The sequence below is a fragment of the Variovorax sp. YR566 genome (assembly GCF_051992195.1).
GTDB lineage: Bacteria > Pseudomonadota > Gammaproteobacteria > Burkholderiales > Burkholderiaceae_C > Variovorax.
The window spans coordinates 2242845-2257290 of the sequence record NZ_CP197092.1; the positions used below are offsets into that span (position 1 = coordinate 2242845).

Genomic DNA, 14446 nt, shown 5'->3' on the forward strand with positions numbered 1-14446 from the left:
TCGCCTTTGTCTTTCCGGAGGGCCGCGCGATGACATGGGACGTGGCGCTGATTCTCCTCACCGACGGCCTGGCCAACGGGGCCGTCTATCTGCTGGCCGGGCTCGGGCTGGTGTTGATCTTTTCCGTCACGCGGGTGGTGTTCGTGCCGTTCGGCGACATCGCGGCCTTTGCGGCCCTGTCGCTCGCGGCCTTCGAAACCGACCGCGTGCCGCCGACCATCGGCATGGTCGCGGTGCTGGCCGCGCTGGCCCTTGCCACCGAGATCGGCAGCCTGCTGCGTCGCGGCGAGGCCGCGCGCATTCCGAAGGCGGTGCTGATGTGGGGCGTGCTGCCCGCCATTCCGTGCGTGCTCGCATGGCTGGCGGCGCGGCCGGGCGTGCCGGTGGCGGTGCACATCGCGGTGGCGGTGCTGCTGGTGGTGCCTATCGCGCCGCTGCTGGCGCGGGTGGTGTTCCAGCCGATCGCGGATGCATCGGTGCTGGTGCTGCTGATCGTGTCGCTGGCGCTGCACTTTTTGCTGTCGGGGCTGGGCCTGCTGTTCTTCGGGCCCGAGGGTTCGCGCACCACGCCGCTGACCAGCGCCGTGTTCACGCTGGGTGATGGCTTCACGGTCAGCGGGCAGGTGGTGTTGATGGTGGGAGCGGCCATCGTGTTGAGCGGGCTGTTCTTCCTGGTGTTCGAGCGCACGGTGGCAGGCAAGGCGCTGCGCGCCACGGCTGTGAACCGGGTGGGCGCGCGGCTGGTGGGCATTCGCCCGGTGCGCACGGCGCTGCTGGCGTACGGCTGCGCCTCGCTGCTGGCGGGGCTGATCGGCGTGCTGATCGCACCGGTGACGACGATGTATTACGACTCGGGCTTCATCATCGGCCTGAAGGCTTTCGTGGCCGCGATCATCGGCGGGCTCGTGAGCTACCCGATGACGGCCATTGGTGCGCTCGCGGTTGGCGTGGTGGAGAGCTTTGCCTCGTTCTGGAGCGGTGCGCTGAAAGACGTGATCGTGTTCAGCCTGCTGATTCCGGTGCTCATGCTGCGGTCTTTCATGGCCACGCACGCCGAAGAGGAAGAAGACGAGGTGGACCAATGAACGCCAACCGCAACAAGCGCCGGGCGCGGGTCGCCGGGCTCGTCGTCGTGCTGGCACTGGTGCCGGTGCTGGCGGGCAGCTTCACCGTTTCGCTGCTCAACGACATCGGCATCGGCGCGCTGGTGGCGCTGGGCCTTGTGCTGCTCACGGGCGTGGGCGGCGCCACATCGTTCGGGCAGGCGGCCTTCGTGGGCATCGCGGCTTATGCGACGGCGTGGCTCACGACCACGCAGGGCATATCGCCCTGGATCGGGCTGCTGTTCGCGCTGCTGCTCACGGGGCTGTCGGCGCTTGCCATCGGCATGCTCACGCTGCGGCTCGGCGGGCACTTTCTGCCGCTGAGCACCATCGCTTGGGGGCTGTCGATCGCGATGCTGTTCGGCAACGTCGATGCGCTCGGTCGGCACACGGGGCTGTCGAACATTCCGGCGCTGCAGGTCGCGGGATGGTCACTGGCCGACCCGCGCGCGATGTACTACCTGATCTGGGTGGTGGTCGGCCTGGCCTGCCTGTTCAGCTACAACCTGCTGCAGTCGCGGCCGGGTCGCGCGATTCGCGGACTGCGCGGCGGTGCGACGCTGCTGGCGAGCGTGGGGGCTGATGCGTACCGCGTGCGGCTGTCGCTGTTCGTCACAGCCGCGCTGTTCGCGGGGCTAGCGGGCTGGCTCTATGCCCACATGAACCGCTTCGTGAGCCCGTCGCCCTTCGACGTGCGCGCCAGCATCGAGTATCTGCTGATGGCGGTGGCCGGCGGTCTCGGTCAGCTGGGTGGTGCGCTGGTGGGCGCCGCGCTGGTGCTGGTGCTGAAGAACGGCCTGCAGGACGTGCTGCCGATGCTCACGCAACGCGCCGGCCAGCTGGAGGCCGTGGCCTTCGCCGCGCTGTTCATCCTGCTGCTGCACTTTGCGCGCGGCGGCGTGATGGGCCTGCTGCGACGCTGGACGCGTCGTCGCGGTGCTGCGCAAGGACCGTCGCGCCACGAGGCGCCGCCGGTCGAACCGTTGCCGCATCGCACGCTGCCCGAACGCGGCTCGCAGGTGTTGTCAGTGAATGGTGCGGTCAAGCGTTTCGGCGGGCTGGTTGCGGTGAACGACGTGAGCTTCGATGTAAAGGCCGGCGAGATCGTCGGGCTGATCGGGCCCAACGGTGCAGGCAAGTCGACCATGTTCAACCTGCTGACCTGCACGCTGCCGATGAGCGCGGGCCAGGTGCGCTTCCTGGACCACGACATCGCGGGCATGCCGCAGCGCGAGGTGGCGCGGCTGGGGTTGGCGCGCACCTTCCAGCACGTGAAGCTGCGCCCGCACATGAGCCTGCTGGACAACGTGGCGCTGGGTGCGCACTCGCGCACGCGCTCGGGCATCCTGAAGGCGGGGCTGCGGCTCGATCGCACGGAAGAAAGCCAGATCCTGCAGGAGGCCCAGCGCCAGCTCGACCGCATCGGCCTGGGCGACCGCGCGCACGAACTGGCGGGCAGCCTGCCGCTGGGCACGCAGCGCATCCTGGAAATTGCGCGCGCTCTGGCCGCCGATCCCGTGCTGCTGGTGCTCGACGAGCCGGCTGCCGGCCTGCGCCGCAAGGAAAAGATGGCACTCGGCGATTTGCTGCGCAAGCTGCGCGAGGAGGGCGTGACCATCCTCATCGTCGAACACGACATGGACTTCGTGATGAAACTGGTAGACCGGCTGGTGGTGATGAACTTCGGCTCCAAGCTCGTGGAGGGCGTGCCGTCGGCGGTGCGCGCGGACGAGCGTGTGCAGGCGGCTTACCTGGGGAGCGTTGTATGACCGCGATGCTGGAGATCGGCGATCTGCATGTGTCGTACGGGCAGGTCGAGGCGGTGCGCGGGGTGTCGCTCGACTTGCAGCCGGGCCAGATCATTTCGGTGATCGGGCCGAACGGCGCGGGCAAGACCACGCTGCTGGCCGCAGCCATGGGCCTGCTGCCCTGCAAGGGCACGCTGCGCTTCGAAGGCGAAGACCTGCAGGGGTTGGACGTGGAAGCGCGTGTGGAGCGCGGCCTGTGCCTCGTGCCCGAGAAGCGCGAGCTGTTCGGCGAGCTCACGGTGCTCGACAACCTGCAGCTCGGCGCGTACGCCAAGCGGCTGCGTGGCGATGCAATGAAGAAGCGGCTGCAGTCGGTGTACGACCGTTTTCCGCGGCTGGCCGAACGGCGCTCGCAGCGCGCGGACACCCTGTCGGGTGGCGAACGGCAGATGCTGGCGGTGGGGCGCGCGCTGATGTCGGCGCCGCGCCTGCTGATGCTCGACGAGCCCAGCCTCGGGCTGGCGCCGCTGATCGTGCGCGACATTCTGACCATCGTGCGCAAGCTGCGGGAAGACGGCGTGTCGATCCTGCTGGTGGAGCAGAACGCGCGCGCCGCGCTCGAAAGCTCGGACGAGGGCTATGTGCTGGAGACGGGCGAGATTGCGCTGTCGGGTGCTTCGGCCGAGCTGGCCAGCGACCCGCGGGTGCAGGCCACCTACCTCGGCGGAGGCACGCACGATGACGAGTGACCCGCGCGCCGTACCGCCCGCCCTGCGCACGCTGCCGGCGATGCTGCGGCGGCAGGCCGGGCTGTTCGGCTCGCGTGCGTTGCTGCGGATCGCGGGGAGCGAGTGGACGCATGGCGATGCGGCGCGGGCTGCGGCTGTGCGTGCTGGGGCATTGGCGGCGGCTGGCCTGGTACGCGGCGACCGCATTGCGGTGATGTGCGGAAACCGTGTCGAGTTTCTCGAAAGCTTTCTCGGTGCAGGCTGGTTGGGGGCATCGATGGTGCCGGTCAACACGGCGTCGATGGGGCCGCAGATCGAATACTTCCTGGCGAACAGCGAGGCGAAGCTGCTGGTGATCGAGGCGGGCTTTCTGGAGCGGCTCGCGACGGCAGACCTGACGCGCACTGCGTTGCGCGAGGTCTGGGTGGTTGGCGAAGCGGCACCCAGCGCGTGGCGAGCGCCTGAAGGTGTGCGCGTCGTGGCGTATCCCGAGGGCGGGGAGCCCGTTGATCCGGCTGCGGTGCAGCCCGGCGACCCGCTCGCGATCCTCTACACCTCCGGCACTACGGGGCCGGCCAAGGGTGTGATCTGTCCTCACGCGCAGTATTTCTGGTGGGGCGTGAACAGCGCGGAGGTGCTCGGCGTCGGCGCCGACGATGTGTTGTGCACCACGCTGCCGCTCTTTCACATCAACGCGCTCAACACCTTCGCGCAGGCCGCACTGACGGGCGCACAAGTTGTGTTCGAGTCGCGCTTCTCGGCCTCGGGCTTCTGGCCGACGATGCGCTCGAGCGGGGCGACGGTGGTGTATCTGCTGGGCGCGATGGTGCCGATCCTGCTCGCGCAGCCGGAAGGCCCTGGGGAGCGCGACCACCGCGTGCGCATCGGGCTGGGGCCCGGCGTGCCGTCTGCCGCAGGCGCTGCGTTCAAGGCGCGCACAGGCGTGTCGCTGCTCGAAGGCTACGGTTCGACGGAAACCAATTTCGCCATCGCCACCACGCCCGATTCGCCGCGCGGCGGTGTCATGGGCTGGCTGCGCCCGGGCTTCCAGGCGCGCGTGGCCGATGAAGACGACGTGGCGCTGCCGCCCGGCGAGGCGGGCGAACTGCTGCTGCGTGCGGACGAGCCGCACGCCTTCGCGAGCGGCTACTTCAACATGCCGGAGAAGACGGTCGAGGCCTGGCGCAATCTCTGGTTTCACACCGGTGACCGCGTGGTGCGCGATGCCGACGGCGCATTCCGCTTTGTCGACCGCATCAAGGACGCGATCCGCCGGCGTGGCGAGAACATCTCTTCGTTCGAGGTCGAGCAGGTGCTGCTGAGCCACCCGGGCGTGGCCTCGTGCGCGGTGTACCCGGTGCGCTCCGAACTGGCCGAAGACGAGGTGATGGCCGCGCTGGTGGCGCGCGAGGGCGTGTCGATCGATCCCGCCGAACTCGCGCGCTTTTGCGAAGGGCGCCTGCCGTACTTCGCCGTGCCGCGATACATCGACCTGCTGGCCGACCTGCCGCGCACCGAGAACGGCAAGGTGCAGAAGTTCAAGCTGCGTGAGCGCGGTGTCGGGCCGCAGACCTGGGACGGACGGCCCGCCAGGGCCTGAGGCGAATCGCATGACGAGCGCAGTGCTGCTCCCGCTTTCCGGCCGCGTGGCGTTCGTGACGGGTGCGGGGCAGGGGCTGGGAGCGGCCATCGCGCGAGGGCTGGCGGAAGCCGGGGCGCGCGTGGCCCTGGCCGACATCGAGCTTGCGAATGCCGAAGCCGTTGCGGCGGAGGTCGGCGGGCTCGCCTTGCAACTCGATGTGCGCGACGAGGCGGCGTTCTCCGCTTGCTTCCACAAGGCGGTTGCACATTTCGGCGCTGTCGACGTCATGGTCAACAACGCGGCGCGCACGCCGACCACATCGCTCTGGGACATCACACCTGAAGAGTGGGACGACGTGCTCGCCGTCAACCTGCGTGGCAGTTTCTTCGGCTGTCGCATTGCCGGGCGGCACATGCGTGAGCGCGGCGCGGGGCGCATCGTCAACCTGACTTCGATGGCGGGGCAGCAGGCCAGCACGGTGACCGGCGCGCACTACGCAGCGAGCAAGGCCGGACTGCTGGCGCTGACGCGATCGTTCGCGCAGGAACTGGCGCCGCACGGCGTGACGGTGAATGCGCTGGCCCCTGCGGCGATCCGCAGCCCGGCGCTCGACGCCATGGAGCCAGCGAAGCAGTGGGCGCTGCGGGCGGGCATTCCCCTCGGCCGCTTCGGATTGCCAGAGGAGGTGGCCGCGGCAGTGGTCTATCTCGCTTCGCCGCCAGCAGCCTTCATGACGGGCACCACGCTGGACCTCAACGGCGGCCGTTTCATGCGCTGACAACTCGGGCCGGCTCACTCCGTTAAAATGATTCAGAACTAAAACATTCAGGTATGCAATCAAATTCACTCACTGGCCGCCACGCACTCGTCACGGGTGCGGCACGCGGCATCGGCGCCGAGATCGCCCGCACCCTGGCAGCCGAGGGCGCCGTCCTGACGCTGCTGGGCCGTGACCGTGAGGCGCTGCAGCGCGTGGCCGATTCGCTCGCGGGCGGCGGGCATGGCGTCGTGGCCGCCGACGTGGCGAGCCCCGAGGCTGTGCAGGCGGCATTCGCCGAGGCCCGCGCCGCGCGAGGCCCGGTCGCTGTGCTCGTCAACAACGCCGGCGCGGCCGAAAGTGCGCCCTTCCTCAAGACGTCGTTCGAGCTCTGGCAGCGAATGCTGTCGGTCAACCTCACCGGCAGCTTTCTGTGCGCGCAGGCGGCATTGCCCGACATGCTCGACACCGGCTGGGGCCGCATCGTCAACATCGCCAGCACGGCGGGGCAGAAGGGCTACGCCTACGTGGCGGCCTACACCGCGGCCAAGCATGGCGTGATCGGGCTCACGCGCTCGCTGGCGCTCGAGGTGGCGCGCAAGGGCATCACGGTGAATGCCGTGTGTCCGGGCTACACCGACACCGACATCCTTCGCAACAGCGTCGCCAATGTGGTCGGCAAGACCGGGCGCAGCGAGGCAGACGCGCTGGCGGAGTTTTCCAGCGTCAATCCGCAGAAGCGGATCGTGCAACCGTCCGAGGTGGCCGATGCCGTGCGCTGGCTGTGCGGGCCCGGTGCAGCGTCGGTCACCGGGCAGTCCATCTCGGTTTCGGGGGGAGAAGTGACATGACACGCAACAACGATGCCTCGCACGCCGCGCTGAGCGATGCGGAAGAACTGGGCCACGAAGCCCGCGCGGGCCACGAGGACCACGCGATGCTCAAGCTGTGGCTGCGCATGCTGGCCAGCACCACGCAGATCGAGGCCGAGATCCGGCGCCGGCTGCGCGAGCGCTTCGGCATCTCGCTGGCGCGCTTCGACTACATGGCGCAGCTCTACCGCTACGAGGATGGGCTCAAGATGCGCGTGCTGTCGCGCTACCTGATGGTGACCGGCGGCAACGTCACGGGCCTGACGGATGAGCTCGAACGCGAAGGCATGGTGGCGCGCGCGCCCAGCCCCGACGACCGCCGCGCGTGGATCGTGAGCCTCACGCCCACGGGGCGCCGCACCTTCGAGACGATGGCGAGCGAGCACGAGCAGTGGATCCTCGAGATGTTCTCGGGGCTCGACATGAAGACGGTCAAGCAGATGCACACGCAGCTGGGCCTGCTGCGCGTGCATGTGATGCGCGGCGAGCCTTCGGGCGAGGAGAGCTGAGGATGAGCGACGACACGCACGTCGATCTGGCGGCCGCGAGCAATGAGTTCCGCAGGCCGCGGCTGATCCGGTTTTCGGATTGCGACCCGGCGGGCATCGTTTTCTATCCGCAGTACTTCGTGATGCTCAACGGGCTGATCGAGGATTGGGTCAATGAAGGCTTGGGGCTCAGCTACCACGGCCTGGTGGCGCAGCGCCGCATCGGCCTGCCGACCGTGAAGCTCGATGTCGATTTCCGCGCCGTGAGCCGCATGGGCGACCGGGTGCTCCTCGGGCTCACGGTGCAGCGGCTGGGCTCGCGTTCGATGACGTTGGCTGTGCGCTGCTTCAGCGCCGAGACGGGCGAAGTGCGCATGCAGATGACACAGGTGATCGTGACGACTTCGCTCGAAACGCATCGCGCCGTCGCCATTCCGGACGACATGCGCGTGGCCATCCTGCGCAACGCGCCCGAACTGGGCTGATCCTTGTTCAGGGCGCGGGCTCGTTGCCGGCAGCGTCCTGCGTGCGCTTCTTCAGCCAGCCGCTGAGCTCTTTCTTGCCCTTGGCATTGGCCGTGCGCCATGCCTCGCGCGCGGCGGCAATGAAGCGTTCTTCTGCTGCATCGGGCACCTCGGAGGGGCGATCTTCCTTGTCGAGCCAGCCCGGCTCCACGTTGCAGTGCCGTTCGATCTGCCGTGCCAGGTTGTCGCCGATGGGCCGGGAACTCTTGATCTGGCTCCACATGCTGGGGGAGATTTCGATCTTCTTCGCAAACGCCTGGTCCAGCCCCTTGGCAGGCAGGCCCGCGGCAACGGCCTCTTCGAGAAAGCGGCGGTGCAGCGCGAGAGCATTGCGGCGGCGCGCGACGGTGATATTGGGCACTGTTCAAAAACAACAACAAGACAAAAAAAGATTGTCCCGGTTGTTGACGCAGTCGTAAACACTATTTACAGTTGCCCTCAATCGCGGCCCAAAGCCGTACCTTTTTTCCAACCCTTTACAGCCGACAGCGGCAATTTTTGACTCAGGAACCATCGTGAACACCGCATTGAACCTCACCAGCATTCGACCCGCCTCGGGCCGATCGCTCGTGCGCGTCTGGGCGTGTGGTGGTTTCGATGGCATGCCGTCGTTCCGACTGAATCAGCACCAGAGCCACGTGTATTCCACAAAAGCTGCAGCCAGCCTGCGCGTTGGAAAAGTCGAGGATCAGGTGCTACCGGGTGGAGGTTGCGCATAGGCGCACATCTTCCAAGCTCTCTCATGCAGAGGCCCGGACACCGCAAGGTTCCGGGCCTTTTTGTTTTTGGCTTCTTGTTTGCCATTTCGGGTGTGCCTTCACCACACCGCCAGAGCCCACCGCGTAGACGGTCTGGCGGGATGTGCAGGAATTGATCACTCCTGTGCAGCGACGTCGTACGGGGCAGCGCCCAGCGCGCTGTCCGTCGCGTGAGGACACAACCGAAATGGAAAGCGGGCCACCGCTTTTTTGAACAACACCGAACCCGAGCGGGACCGGGCCATTGCAGATGGCCCTCCCGCGGAAACCGGCCGCAAAGATTGGGCGGCGCCGGAACTCGTAACCGGACACTTTTTGTTTTTTGACCCGCGTTAGCTCAATGGATCAGAGCACTTGCCTACGAAGCAAGGGGTTGCACGTTCGAGTCGTGCACGTGGGGCCATTTCTTTCTTTGTTCAGCTGTCACACAACCAAGGAGCCACCATGCGCAAGCGCAACACCCCGATCCGGATGATCACCGTGCGCCCGGCACAACCGCGCAAGCGCATGGTGCTGGCCCTGGCCCAACGCTTCGGCATCGTGACCGATGCACGTCGCGCGAACGAACGCGCGCCGACGTCGCCGGGCCGAGAGGCGCCACTCGAAGGCCTCGATCTCGACCAGCGCGTGCGCGCGGTCGGCGAGTGGTGAGTCGGCTGCTCGTCTTTTTCTTATGGTGTACGTAGCTCAACGGCAGAGCCGCGGGTTGTGGTCCCGCTGACGACGGTTCGATTCCGTTCGTGCACCCCATGGTTTCATTTCATTCAACCTCACAACCATCGCCGCAAAAGGAGGCGAGTCATGCACCCTCACGTCCTGCAACTCGATATTCAGGGCACGCCGCAAGCCTGGATTTCGCTGGAGCAGGCGGTGTTGCACTACGCGACCGGCTCGGTCGCATGGGAAGACGGCGACCTGCCGCTGGCCACGCTGCGTGGCGGCTTCAACGTGGCGCGCGGTGTGCAGTCGCGCGTCGAAGTGGCGCCGATCATCGCGCTGCGCGGTGCGTCGAAGATCAACCTCTTCGACGTGATTCCGAGCGTCACCAAGAGCAAGCTGCTGCGCCGCGACCGTCACACCTGCGCCTACTGCGCGGGCGTGTTCCACGAGCGCGACCTGCAATGCGAGCACGTGCTGCCCGAATCGCGCGGAGGCCCGTGGACCTGGACCAACCTCGTGAGCGCATGCGCGGTCTGCAACAACCGCAAGGCCGCGCGCACGCCGGAGGAAGCAGGCATGCCGCTGGTCTATCTGCCTTATGTGCCGAGCCGCTATGAGAACTTTCTGCTTGAAGGCCGCAACATTCGTGCGGACGTGCACGAGTGGCTGGCCAAGCGGCTGCCCAAGGGCTCGCGGCTTCAGTAAGGGCAGGGCTGTGCCCTTGACCCATGTCCATGAAAAAAGCCCGCTGTCTTCCGGACGGCGGGCTTTTGTTTGTGCGGGGGATCGGTGGTCAGCGCCCGAAGAAGCGGTAGGCGATCAGGCCTGCGGCCGCCAATCCACCCACGACCGCGAGGATCACCTTGGTGGCACGACCGGAACCGCGCTTCGAGCGCGGCCAGTGATCTGGCCCGATCAGGTCGATGGGGACGGTGGGTTTGCCTATGTCGGACGCCTTTTCCATGGGAGGAAATATAGCTCACGCCCGAAGCGTGGTCCGAGGCAGGTCAGATTCTGTGGCCTCCGAACATCGTCACTGGCCCTGGCCGCGGCCGGGCAAAAAAATACCCGCATGAGCGGGCCGAACGAGCTTTTTGGCTTCGAAGTTGATATCCCTGTGTCTCTTGTTGTTGTGATGCGTGACAGCAGGTACAAGATGCCATGCCCAATGGGTGTCTTTTGCAGGTCGGGGCCGAAGCAGGTTGCAAGTGATAGGCAAAACCGTGAAATATTCCCGTATGAACAAAGAAATCATTCTTGAAAGTTTGACGCGCGCGCTGGAGAGCTGGGTTCGCAATGCTTCTGCAGCGCAACTCTGGCACGTGCATCAAGCGGGCGGCCTCGCGGCCTCCATCGAGGCGGACGATGAGGTCGTGCAGGTGCGCATCGTCCTCGGCGGCGCGCGAGACGCCTTGTCGGACATCGGCAAGACCGATGGGCGACTGCCCGTCACCGAGGCTTTTCTCGGCAGTTCGGCATGGGGTGCGCCGCCGGCACAAGGAAGCCCGGAGCGCGAGCAATGGTTCCTGTCGAGCGAACTGGCGCAGACACACGCGCGCCAGTATCTGATGGCCGAGGTGGGTGAGCGGCGCGATCTGCTCGATCGCTGTGTCGACGACTGGATCGCGCGGCAGGGAGCCGCTTCCTGATAGTCCGGTTCACCGGCGGTCCGCAGGTCAGCCTTGTGCTCCCTCGGACACGGCAGCCCAGGCTTCCCAGGTCGACATGCGTTGCGAATAGGCCTGCTTCGCGGCAGGCAAGCAGGCCTTTCCGAGAAAGAGTCGCAGCGGCGGTTCCTCTGCATCGACTACAGCGAGGATCGCCGCAGTCGTGGCAACCGGATTGCCCAGCGCTCGGGTGGCGCTGAGGGCCTTGATCTTCTGGCGCAGCCCCTCGTAGACCTGCATCGGCTCCGCGCTGATGGCCGAGGCTCCTCGCCAGTCCGTGTCGTAGCCGCCGGGCTCGACGAGCGTCACCTTGATGCCGAAGGCCCCGACTTCCGATGCGAGCGTCTCCACGAGTCCCTCGACCGCCCATTTGGTTGCGTTGTAGACCCCGGCAGTGGGGAAGGTGATGATCCCCGCCACGCTCGAGGTCACCAGGATGTGCCCTCCGCCTTGCGCCCTCAGGTGGGGAAGCGCTGCTTGAATGACCCAGAGAGTTCCGAAGAGGTTGGTCTCGAACTGCGCACGCGCCTGCGGTTCGCTGCTTTCCTCGATGGTGCCGAACAACGCATAGCCGGCATTGCTGGCGATGACGTCGAGTCGGCCGAAACGGGCAATCGCCGCGTCCATCGCTGCGAATACTGCGTCGCGATCCGTGACGTCGAGAGTCACCGGGAGGATGGCGTCGCCGTACTTCGCCACCAGCGGCTGTAGTGCCTCCATGGAGCGAGCTGTTGCCACGACCTTGTCGCCGCGTTCCAGCGCCGCCTGTGCCCATGCGCGTCCGAGCCCTCGAGACGTGCCTGTGATGAACCAAACCTTGGATGTCATGTGTTGCTCCGTGTTAGTACAAATCGTGTTTGACCGCGTCCTGGTACTTCGCATCAAGGACCGACGCAGAGACGTCGTTCAGCTCTGCAAGTGCGACCAGCACTGTCCCGACCGTTGGCAGGGAGTTGCGATCCAGGAGTGCGGTGGGATCCCACAGCCGCGCGCGATTGACGGCCTTGCCGCAGTGGAACAAGGCTTCCTCGACCGTGACCACAACGGCGGCTTTGGGATGCTTGCCTCGCTCGACAAGCCTGCCAAGCAGATCCGGCGATGTGGAGATGTGCCCGCGGCCATTGATGCGCATGAACACATCCAGCCCGGGAAAGAGAAAGAGCATTGCAACCCTGTCGTCGTCCTGCAGATTTTTCAGTGACTCGATGCGGTTGTTGCCGGGCCAATCCGCGAACGTGAGCGTCTGGGCATCGAGCATGTGCACGAAGCCAGGCGGACCGCCGCGCGGAGAAGCGTCGAGGCCCGAACTCTCGCGCCCCGTCGCAAGGCAGAAGAACGTCGCGGCTTCAAGGTAGGGGCGGTGGTACTCGGTCAGTCTGCGAGACACCGCCTTCTGGATCATCGGGGATGGCTCGGCGTACAGCTCGCCGAGTGCAACGACGTTGCGTTCTCTTGCTCTGTCTTCCATGTCGGCACTGTCGGGAAGGATGTCTTGGGCTTGCATGGCGGTCATCTGCTCTGAAGTGTTGGATCGATGCTAGGTTTTTGGGTCTGGCGTTGCTATGCTGTTCAGGCCATTCAATAGCTCATTTGCGCCATGTCCTCGACAACCCAGCAGCCCGACCTTGCGGACCTGAAAGATGGCGCCGCGGGGCCGTTGGCGATCGTTGTTTCCCAATGCGTCGAAGGGAGTTCGCTGGTGGAGCCTCACAGCCACGGACGAGGGCAGCTCCTTGGTGTTTGGCGAGGCCTGCTGACGCTTGGCACGGAGTTCGGCAAATGGCTCGTGCCGAACGTGCACGCGGTGTGGATACCGCCCGGGCAACTGCACTGGGCGAGCGCGCACGGACAGGTCGACACGTGGAGCATCTACGTTCAGAGCGGTGCGGGTGAGGGGCTGCCTGAACGACCGGCGACGCTTCGTATCTCGGCCCTGTTGCGCGAGACAGTGCGGCGGCTTGAAAGTCTCAACAGCGAGCCTGCTGGAGTGATGCGAGGTTTGCTCGAACTCGTCGTGGTTAACGAGATCAGGTCCTTGCCGATCGAAGAGCTCAGCCTGCCGATGCCGACAAGCCCATCGCTGATGAAGATCGCGCAAGAGCTCCTGGCGCAGCCCGCTGACGATCGTTCGTTGGACGCCTGGGCCGGGTTGGCGAATATTTCGCCTCGCACGCTGAACCGTCGCTTTCCCGTGGAGACCGGATACAGCCTTGGAACATGGCGGCAGCGTGCGCGCTTGCTGCGTGGGTTGGAGCTCCTGGCTGAGGGACGCTCCGTCACGACCGTTGCCCTCGAGCTCGGCTACAGCAACATCAGTGCGTTCATTGCCTTGTTCAAGCGCACGTTTGGTGCCACTCCCACTCAGTACATGCGGTAGCAGCCACAATGAAAAACGCCCGCTACCTTGTGAGTAGCGGGCGTTCCAGCGATGACGCGATGTTGGTTGGTGGGCCCTGAGTGACTCGAACACTCGACCTACGGATTAAGAGTCCGCTGCTCTACCAACTGAGCTAAGAGCCCTTGCGTTGAAAACGTTTGGTGTTTTCTGGCAAGACCACGAGTATATCCCAGAATTTCTGTCCGTCCAAAAAATTTGTAGGTCGCGGCGTTAGGATTCGCCTCTACCGACGACGGGGGCACGGCCCTCTCAACCAGGAGAACTTCGATGAGCGACGCCAACACCACGCCCCATGTCTTGATCACCGGCGCCGCAGGCGCACTGGGCCGTGCCGTGGCTCAGCACTTCATCGACCAGGGCGCGCGCCTTGCGCTGGTCGACCATCATGCAGGTCGTCTTGCGGAGGTCTTCCCGGGCCTCGACAACTCGCAGCACCTCTTGCTGGCGGGCGACGTGACTTCCGCGTCCGAGATGGCAGCCCTCGCGGAGCAGGCGCTCAAGTCTTTCGGTCGCATCGACACGCTGGTCCACATCGCAGGCGGCTTCGAGATGGGTGAGGCGACGCATGCGCTCACGCGCGCGAGCTGGGACCGGATGATGAATCTCAACGCATGGTCGTTCGTGGCGGTGACGCAGGCCGTGCTGCCCTCGATGATCGAGCGACGCGCAGGCAGCGTCATCGCCGTGACGGCGAAGGTCGCAGCGCGCGGCGTGCCGGCCATGGCCGCGTACATCGCTTCGAAGAGTGCGCTGCAGCGGCTGGTGGAAGCCATGGCCGCCGAGGCGGCACCGCATGGCGTCAACATCAACAGCGTGGCTCCGAGCGTGCTCGACACGCCGGCCAACCGGCAGGCGATGCCCGATGCGAATCCGGCTGACTGGGTCTCGACCTCGGTCGCCGCTCAGACGATCGGCTTCCTTGCATCGCCGGGCGCCGCGGCGCTGCACGGCCAGCATCTGACGCTCGATACCTGAGCCGGAAAAAAGAAAAGGCCCTGGCGGATGCCAAGGCCTTTTCTGTATTGGTTGGTGGAGAGGATGAGGATCGAACTCACGACCTCCGCATTGCGAACGCGGCGCTCTCCCAGCTGAGCTACCCCCCCAACGCAGGGCGAATTTTAACCGGAACTCCTGTTTTGGCGCACTCTGCCGTGCCAAGAT

17 protein-coding genes and 4 tRNA genes are annotated in these 14446 nt (G+C 65.9%); 15 read left to right on the forward strand and 6 right to left on the reverse strand.

Annotated elements, in window-relative coordinates; all coding sequences use genetic code 11:
* Positions 1–29: 29 nt before the first annotated feature.
* From ACTG4X_RS10370 to ACTG4X_RS10405, 8 genes are read left to right on the forward strand one after another with little or no spacing between them, the layout of a single operon-like run.
* On the forward strand, positions 30–1085 hold the full coding sequence (locus tag ACTG4X_RS10370) for a branched-chain amino acid ABC transporter permease (RefSeq protein WP_093049773.1): 1056 nt from the start codon (positions 30–32) through the stop codon (positions 1083–1085).
* Positions 1082–2872 (forward strand): branched-chain amino acid ABC transporter ATP-binding protein/permease, encoded by a 1791-nt coding sequence (locus ACTG4X_RS10375; RefSeq protein ID WP_440533745.1) that lies wholly within the window; start codon positions 1082–1084, stop codon positions 2870–2872. The genes ACTG4X_RS10370 and ACTG4X_RS10375 overlap by 4 nt, the downstream gene beginning before the upstream one ends.
* Positions 2869–3600 carry an ABC transporter ATP-binding protein gene (locus ACTG4X_RS10380; RefSeq protein WP_007831224.1) on the forward strand — a complete coding sequence of 244 codons (732 nt, stop codon included), beginning with the start codon at positions 2869–2871 and terminating at the stop codon, positions 3598–3600. Before ACTG4X_RS10375 ends, ACTG4X_RS10380 begins: the two co-directional genes overlap by 4 nt.
* The gene (locus ACTG4X_RS10385; RefSeq protein WP_440533746.1) at positions 3590–5179 is read left to right on the forward strand and encodes an ATP-dependent acyl-CoA ligase; all 1590 of its coding nucleotides are present in this window, start codon (positions 3590–3592) and stop codon (positions 5177–5179) included. Before ACTG4X_RS10380 ends, ACTG4X_RS10385 begins: the two co-directional genes overlap by 11 nt.
* Before the next feature lie 10 nt (positions 5180–5189).
* Positions 5190–5939, forward strand: coding sequence for an SDR family NAD(P)-dependent oxidoreductase (locus tag ACTG4X_RS10390; RefSeq protein WP_440533747.1), 750 nt, complete (start codon positions 5190–5192; stop codon positions 5937–5939).
* Positions 5940–5992: 53 nt separating this feature from the next.
* Positions 5993–6769 carry an SDR family NAD(P)-dependent oxidoreductase gene (locus tag ACTG4X_RS10395; RefSeq protein ID WP_307615797.1) on the forward strand — a complete coding sequence of 259 codons (777 nt, stop codon included), beginning with the start codon at positions 5993–5995 and terminating at the stop codon, positions 6767–6769.
* Positions 6766–7299 (forward strand): MarR family winged helix-turn-helix transcriptional regulator, encoded by a 534-nt coding sequence (locus ACTG4X_RS10400; RefSeq protein WP_093172033.1) that lies wholly within the window; start codon positions 6766–6768, stop codon positions 7297–7299. Before ACTG4X_RS10395 ends, ACTG4X_RS10400 begins: the two co-directional genes overlap by 4 nt.
* Before the next feature lie 2 nt (positions 7300–7301).
* A complete protein-coding gene (locus ACTG4X_RS10405) occupies positions 7302–7763 on the forward strand; it encodes an acyl-CoA thioesterase (RefSeq protein ID WP_440533748.1) in 462 nt (153 codons plus the stop codon).
* 7 nt (positions 7764–7770) lie between these two features.
* On the opposite strand, the gene ACTG4X_RS10410 is transcribed toward ACTG4X_RS10405, so the two are convergent.
* A complete protein-coding gene (locus ACTG4X_RS10410; RefSeq protein WP_426391874.1) occupies positions 7771–8163 on the reverse strand; it encodes a hypothetical protein in 393 nt (130 codons plus the stop codon).
* A 723-nt stretch (positions 8164–8886) separates the two neighbouring features.
* Between ACTG4X_RS10410 and ACTG4X_RS10415 the strand changes: the two genes are divergently transcribed.
* The 4 genes from ACTG4X_RS10415 (at position 8887) to ACTG4X_RS10430 (ending at position 9925) form a co-directional block, all read left to right on the forward strand.
* Positions 8887–8963 (forward strand) — tRNA-Arg (locus ACTG4X_RS10415).
* 41 nt (positions 8964–9004) lie between these two features.
* A complete protein-coding gene (locus ACTG4X_RS10420) occupies positions 9005–9211 on the forward strand; it encodes a short-chain dehydrogenase (protein WP_093172028.1) in 207 nt (68 codons plus the stop codon).
* 25 nt (positions 9212–9236) lie between these two features.
* Positions 9237–9310, forward strand: a tRNA-His gene (locus ACTG4X_RS10425).
* A 51-nt stretch (positions 9311–9361) separates the two neighbouring features.
* The gene (locus ACTG4X_RS10430; RefSeq protein ID WP_093172026.1) at positions 9362–9925 is read left to right on the forward strand and encodes an HNH endonuclease; all 564 of its coding nucleotides are present in this window, start codon (positions 9362–9364) and stop codon (positions 9923–9925) included.
* Positions 9926–10013: 88 nt separating this feature from the next.
* Here ACTG4X_RS10430 and ACTG4X_RS10435 read toward each other — a convergent pair whose 3' ends face one another.
* Complete coding sequence (locus ACTG4X_RS10435) at positions 10014–10184, reverse strand: hypothetical protein (protein ID WP_176928697.1); 171 nt, start codon at positions 10182–10184, stop codon at positions 10014–10016.
* Positions 10185–10458: 274 nt separating this feature from the next.
* Here ACTG4X_RS10435 and ACTG4X_RS10440 point away from each other — a divergent pair, with 274 nt between their 5' ends.
* The gene (locus ACTG4X_RS10440) at positions 10459–10869 is read left to right on the forward strand and encodes a hypothetical protein (protein WP_440533749.1); all 411 of its coding nucleotides are present in this window, start codon (positions 10459–10461) and stop codon (positions 10867–10869) included.
* A gap of 27 nt (positions 10870–10896) precedes the next feature.
* On the opposite strand, the gene ACTG4X_RS10445 is transcribed toward ACTG4X_RS10440, so the two are convergent.
* Both ACTG4X_RS10445 and ACTG4X_RS10450 read right to left on the reverse strand, forming a co-directional pair.
* Entirely contained in the window at positions 10897–11715 is an 819-nt protein-coding gene (locus ACTG4X_RS10445) for an SDR family NAD(P)-dependent oxidoreductase (protein WP_440533750.1), read from the reverse strand.
* A 13-nt stretch (positions 11716–11728) separates the two neighbouring features.
* Positions 11729–12355, reverse strand: a complete 627-nt coding sequence (locus tag ACTG4X_RS10450) for an MSMEG_1061 family FMN-dependent PPOX-type flavoprotein (protein WP_440534380.1) — start codon at positions 12353–12355, stop codon at positions 11729–11731.
* A 129-nt stretch (positions 12356–12484) separates the two neighbouring features.
* Here ACTG4X_RS10450 and ACTG4X_RS10455 point away from each other — a divergent pair, with 129 nt between their 5' ends.
* The gene (locus ACTG4X_RS10455; protein ID WP_440533751.1) at positions 12485–13264 is read left to right on the forward strand and encodes an AraC family transcriptional regulator; all 780 of its coding nucleotides are present in this window, start codon (positions 12485–12487) and stop codon (positions 13262–13264) included.
* Between the two features lie 67 nt (positions 13265–13331).
* On the opposite strand, the gene ACTG4X_RS10460 is transcribed toward ACTG4X_RS10455, so the two are convergent.
* Positions 13332–13407: transfer RNA gene (locus ACTG4X_RS10460), tRNA-Lys, on the reverse strand.
* A gap of 145 nt (positions 13408–13552) precedes the next feature.
* On the opposite strand from ACTG4X_RS10460, the gene ACTG4X_RS10465 reads away from it, so the two are divergent.
* The gene (locus ACTG4X_RS10465; protein WP_093075441.1) at positions 13553–14260 is read left to right on the forward strand and encodes an SDR family NAD(P)-dependent oxidoreductase; all 708 of its coding nucleotides are present in this window, start codon (positions 13553–13555) and stop codon (positions 14258–14260) included.
* Positions 14261–14312: 52 nt separating this feature from the next.
* Here the strand turns inward: ACTG4X_RS10465 and ACTG4X_RS10470 are convergent.
* A tRNA-Ala gene (locus tag ACTG4X_RS10470) sits at positions 14313–14388 on the reverse strand.
* Positions 14389–14446: the final 58 nt, after the last annotated feature.

What these genes read in the sequence shown, in the direction of transcription:
- ACTG4X_RS10400 (WP_093172033.1), top strand. Translation starts at nt 6,766, where the DNA reads ATGACACGCAACAACGATGCCTCGCACGCCGCGCTGAGCGATGCGGAA.
- ACTG4X_RS10420 (WP_093172028.1), top strand. Translation starts at nt 9,005, where the DNA reads ATGCGCAAGCGCAACACCCCGATCCGGATGATCACCGTGCGCCCGGCA.
- ACTG4X_RS10465 (WP_093075441.1), top strand. Translation starts at nt 13,553, where the DNA reads ATGAGCGACGCCAACACCACGCCCCATGTCTTGATCACCGGCGCCGCA.
- ACTG4X_RS10430 (WP_093172026.1), top strand. Translation starts at nt 9,362, where the DNA reads ATGCACCCTCACGTCCTGCAACTCGATATTCAGGGCACGCCGCAAGCC.
- ACTG4X_RS10405 (WP_440533748.1), top strand. Translation starts at nt 7,302, where the DNA reads ATGAGCGACGACACGCACGTCGATCTGGCGGCCGCGAGCAATGAGTTC.
- ACTG4X_RS10385 (WP_440533746.1), top strand. Translation starts at nt 3,590, where the DNA reads ATGACGAGTGACCCGCGCGCCGTACCGCCCGCCCTGCGCACGCTGCCG.
- ACTG4X_RS10440 (WP_440533749.1), top strand. Translation starts at nt 10,459, where the DNA reads ATGAACAAAGAAATCATTCTTGAAAGTTTGACGCGCGCGCTGGAGAGC.
- ACTG4X_RS10380 (WP_007831224.1), top strand. Translation starts at nt 2,869, where the DNA reads ATGACCGCGATGCTGGAGATCGGCGATCTGCATGTGTCGTACGGGCAG.
- ACTG4X_RS10390 (WP_440533747.1), top strand. Translation starts at nt 5,190, where the DNA reads ATGACGAGCGCAGTGCTGCTCCCGCTTTCCGGCCGCGTGGCGTTCGTG.
- ACTG4X_RS10395 (WP_307615797.1), top strand. Translation starts at nt 5,993, where the DNA reads ATGCAATCAAATTCACTCACTGGCCGCCACGCACTCGTCACGGGTGCG.
- ACTG4X_RS10370 (WP_093049773.1), top strand. Translation starts at nt 30, where the DNA reads ATGACATGGGACGTGGCGCTGATTCTCCTCACCGACGGCCTGGCCAAC.
- ACTG4X_RS10435 (WP_176928697.1), bottom strand. Translation starts at nt 10,184, where the DNA reads ATGGAAAAGGCGTCCGACATAGGCAAACCCACCGTCCCCATCGACCTG.
- ACTG4X_RS10445 (WP_440533750.1), bottom strand. Translation starts at nt 11,715, where the DNA reads ATGACATCCAAGGTTTGGTTCATCACAGGCACGTCTCGAGGGCTCGGA.
- ACTG4X_RS10450 (WP_440534380.1), bottom strand. Translation starts at nt 12,355, where the DNA reads ATGGAAGACAGAGCAAGAGAACGCAACGTCGTTGCACTCGGCGAGCTG.
- ACTG4X_RS10455 (WP_440533751.1), top strand. Translation starts at nt 12,485, where the DNA reads ATGTCCTCGACAACCCAGCAGCCCGACCTTGCGGACCTGAAAGATGGC.
- ACTG4X_RS10375 (WP_440533745.1), top strand. Translation starts at nt 1,082, where the DNA reads ATGAACGCCAACCGCAACAAGCGCCGGGCGCGGGTCGCCGGGCTCGTC.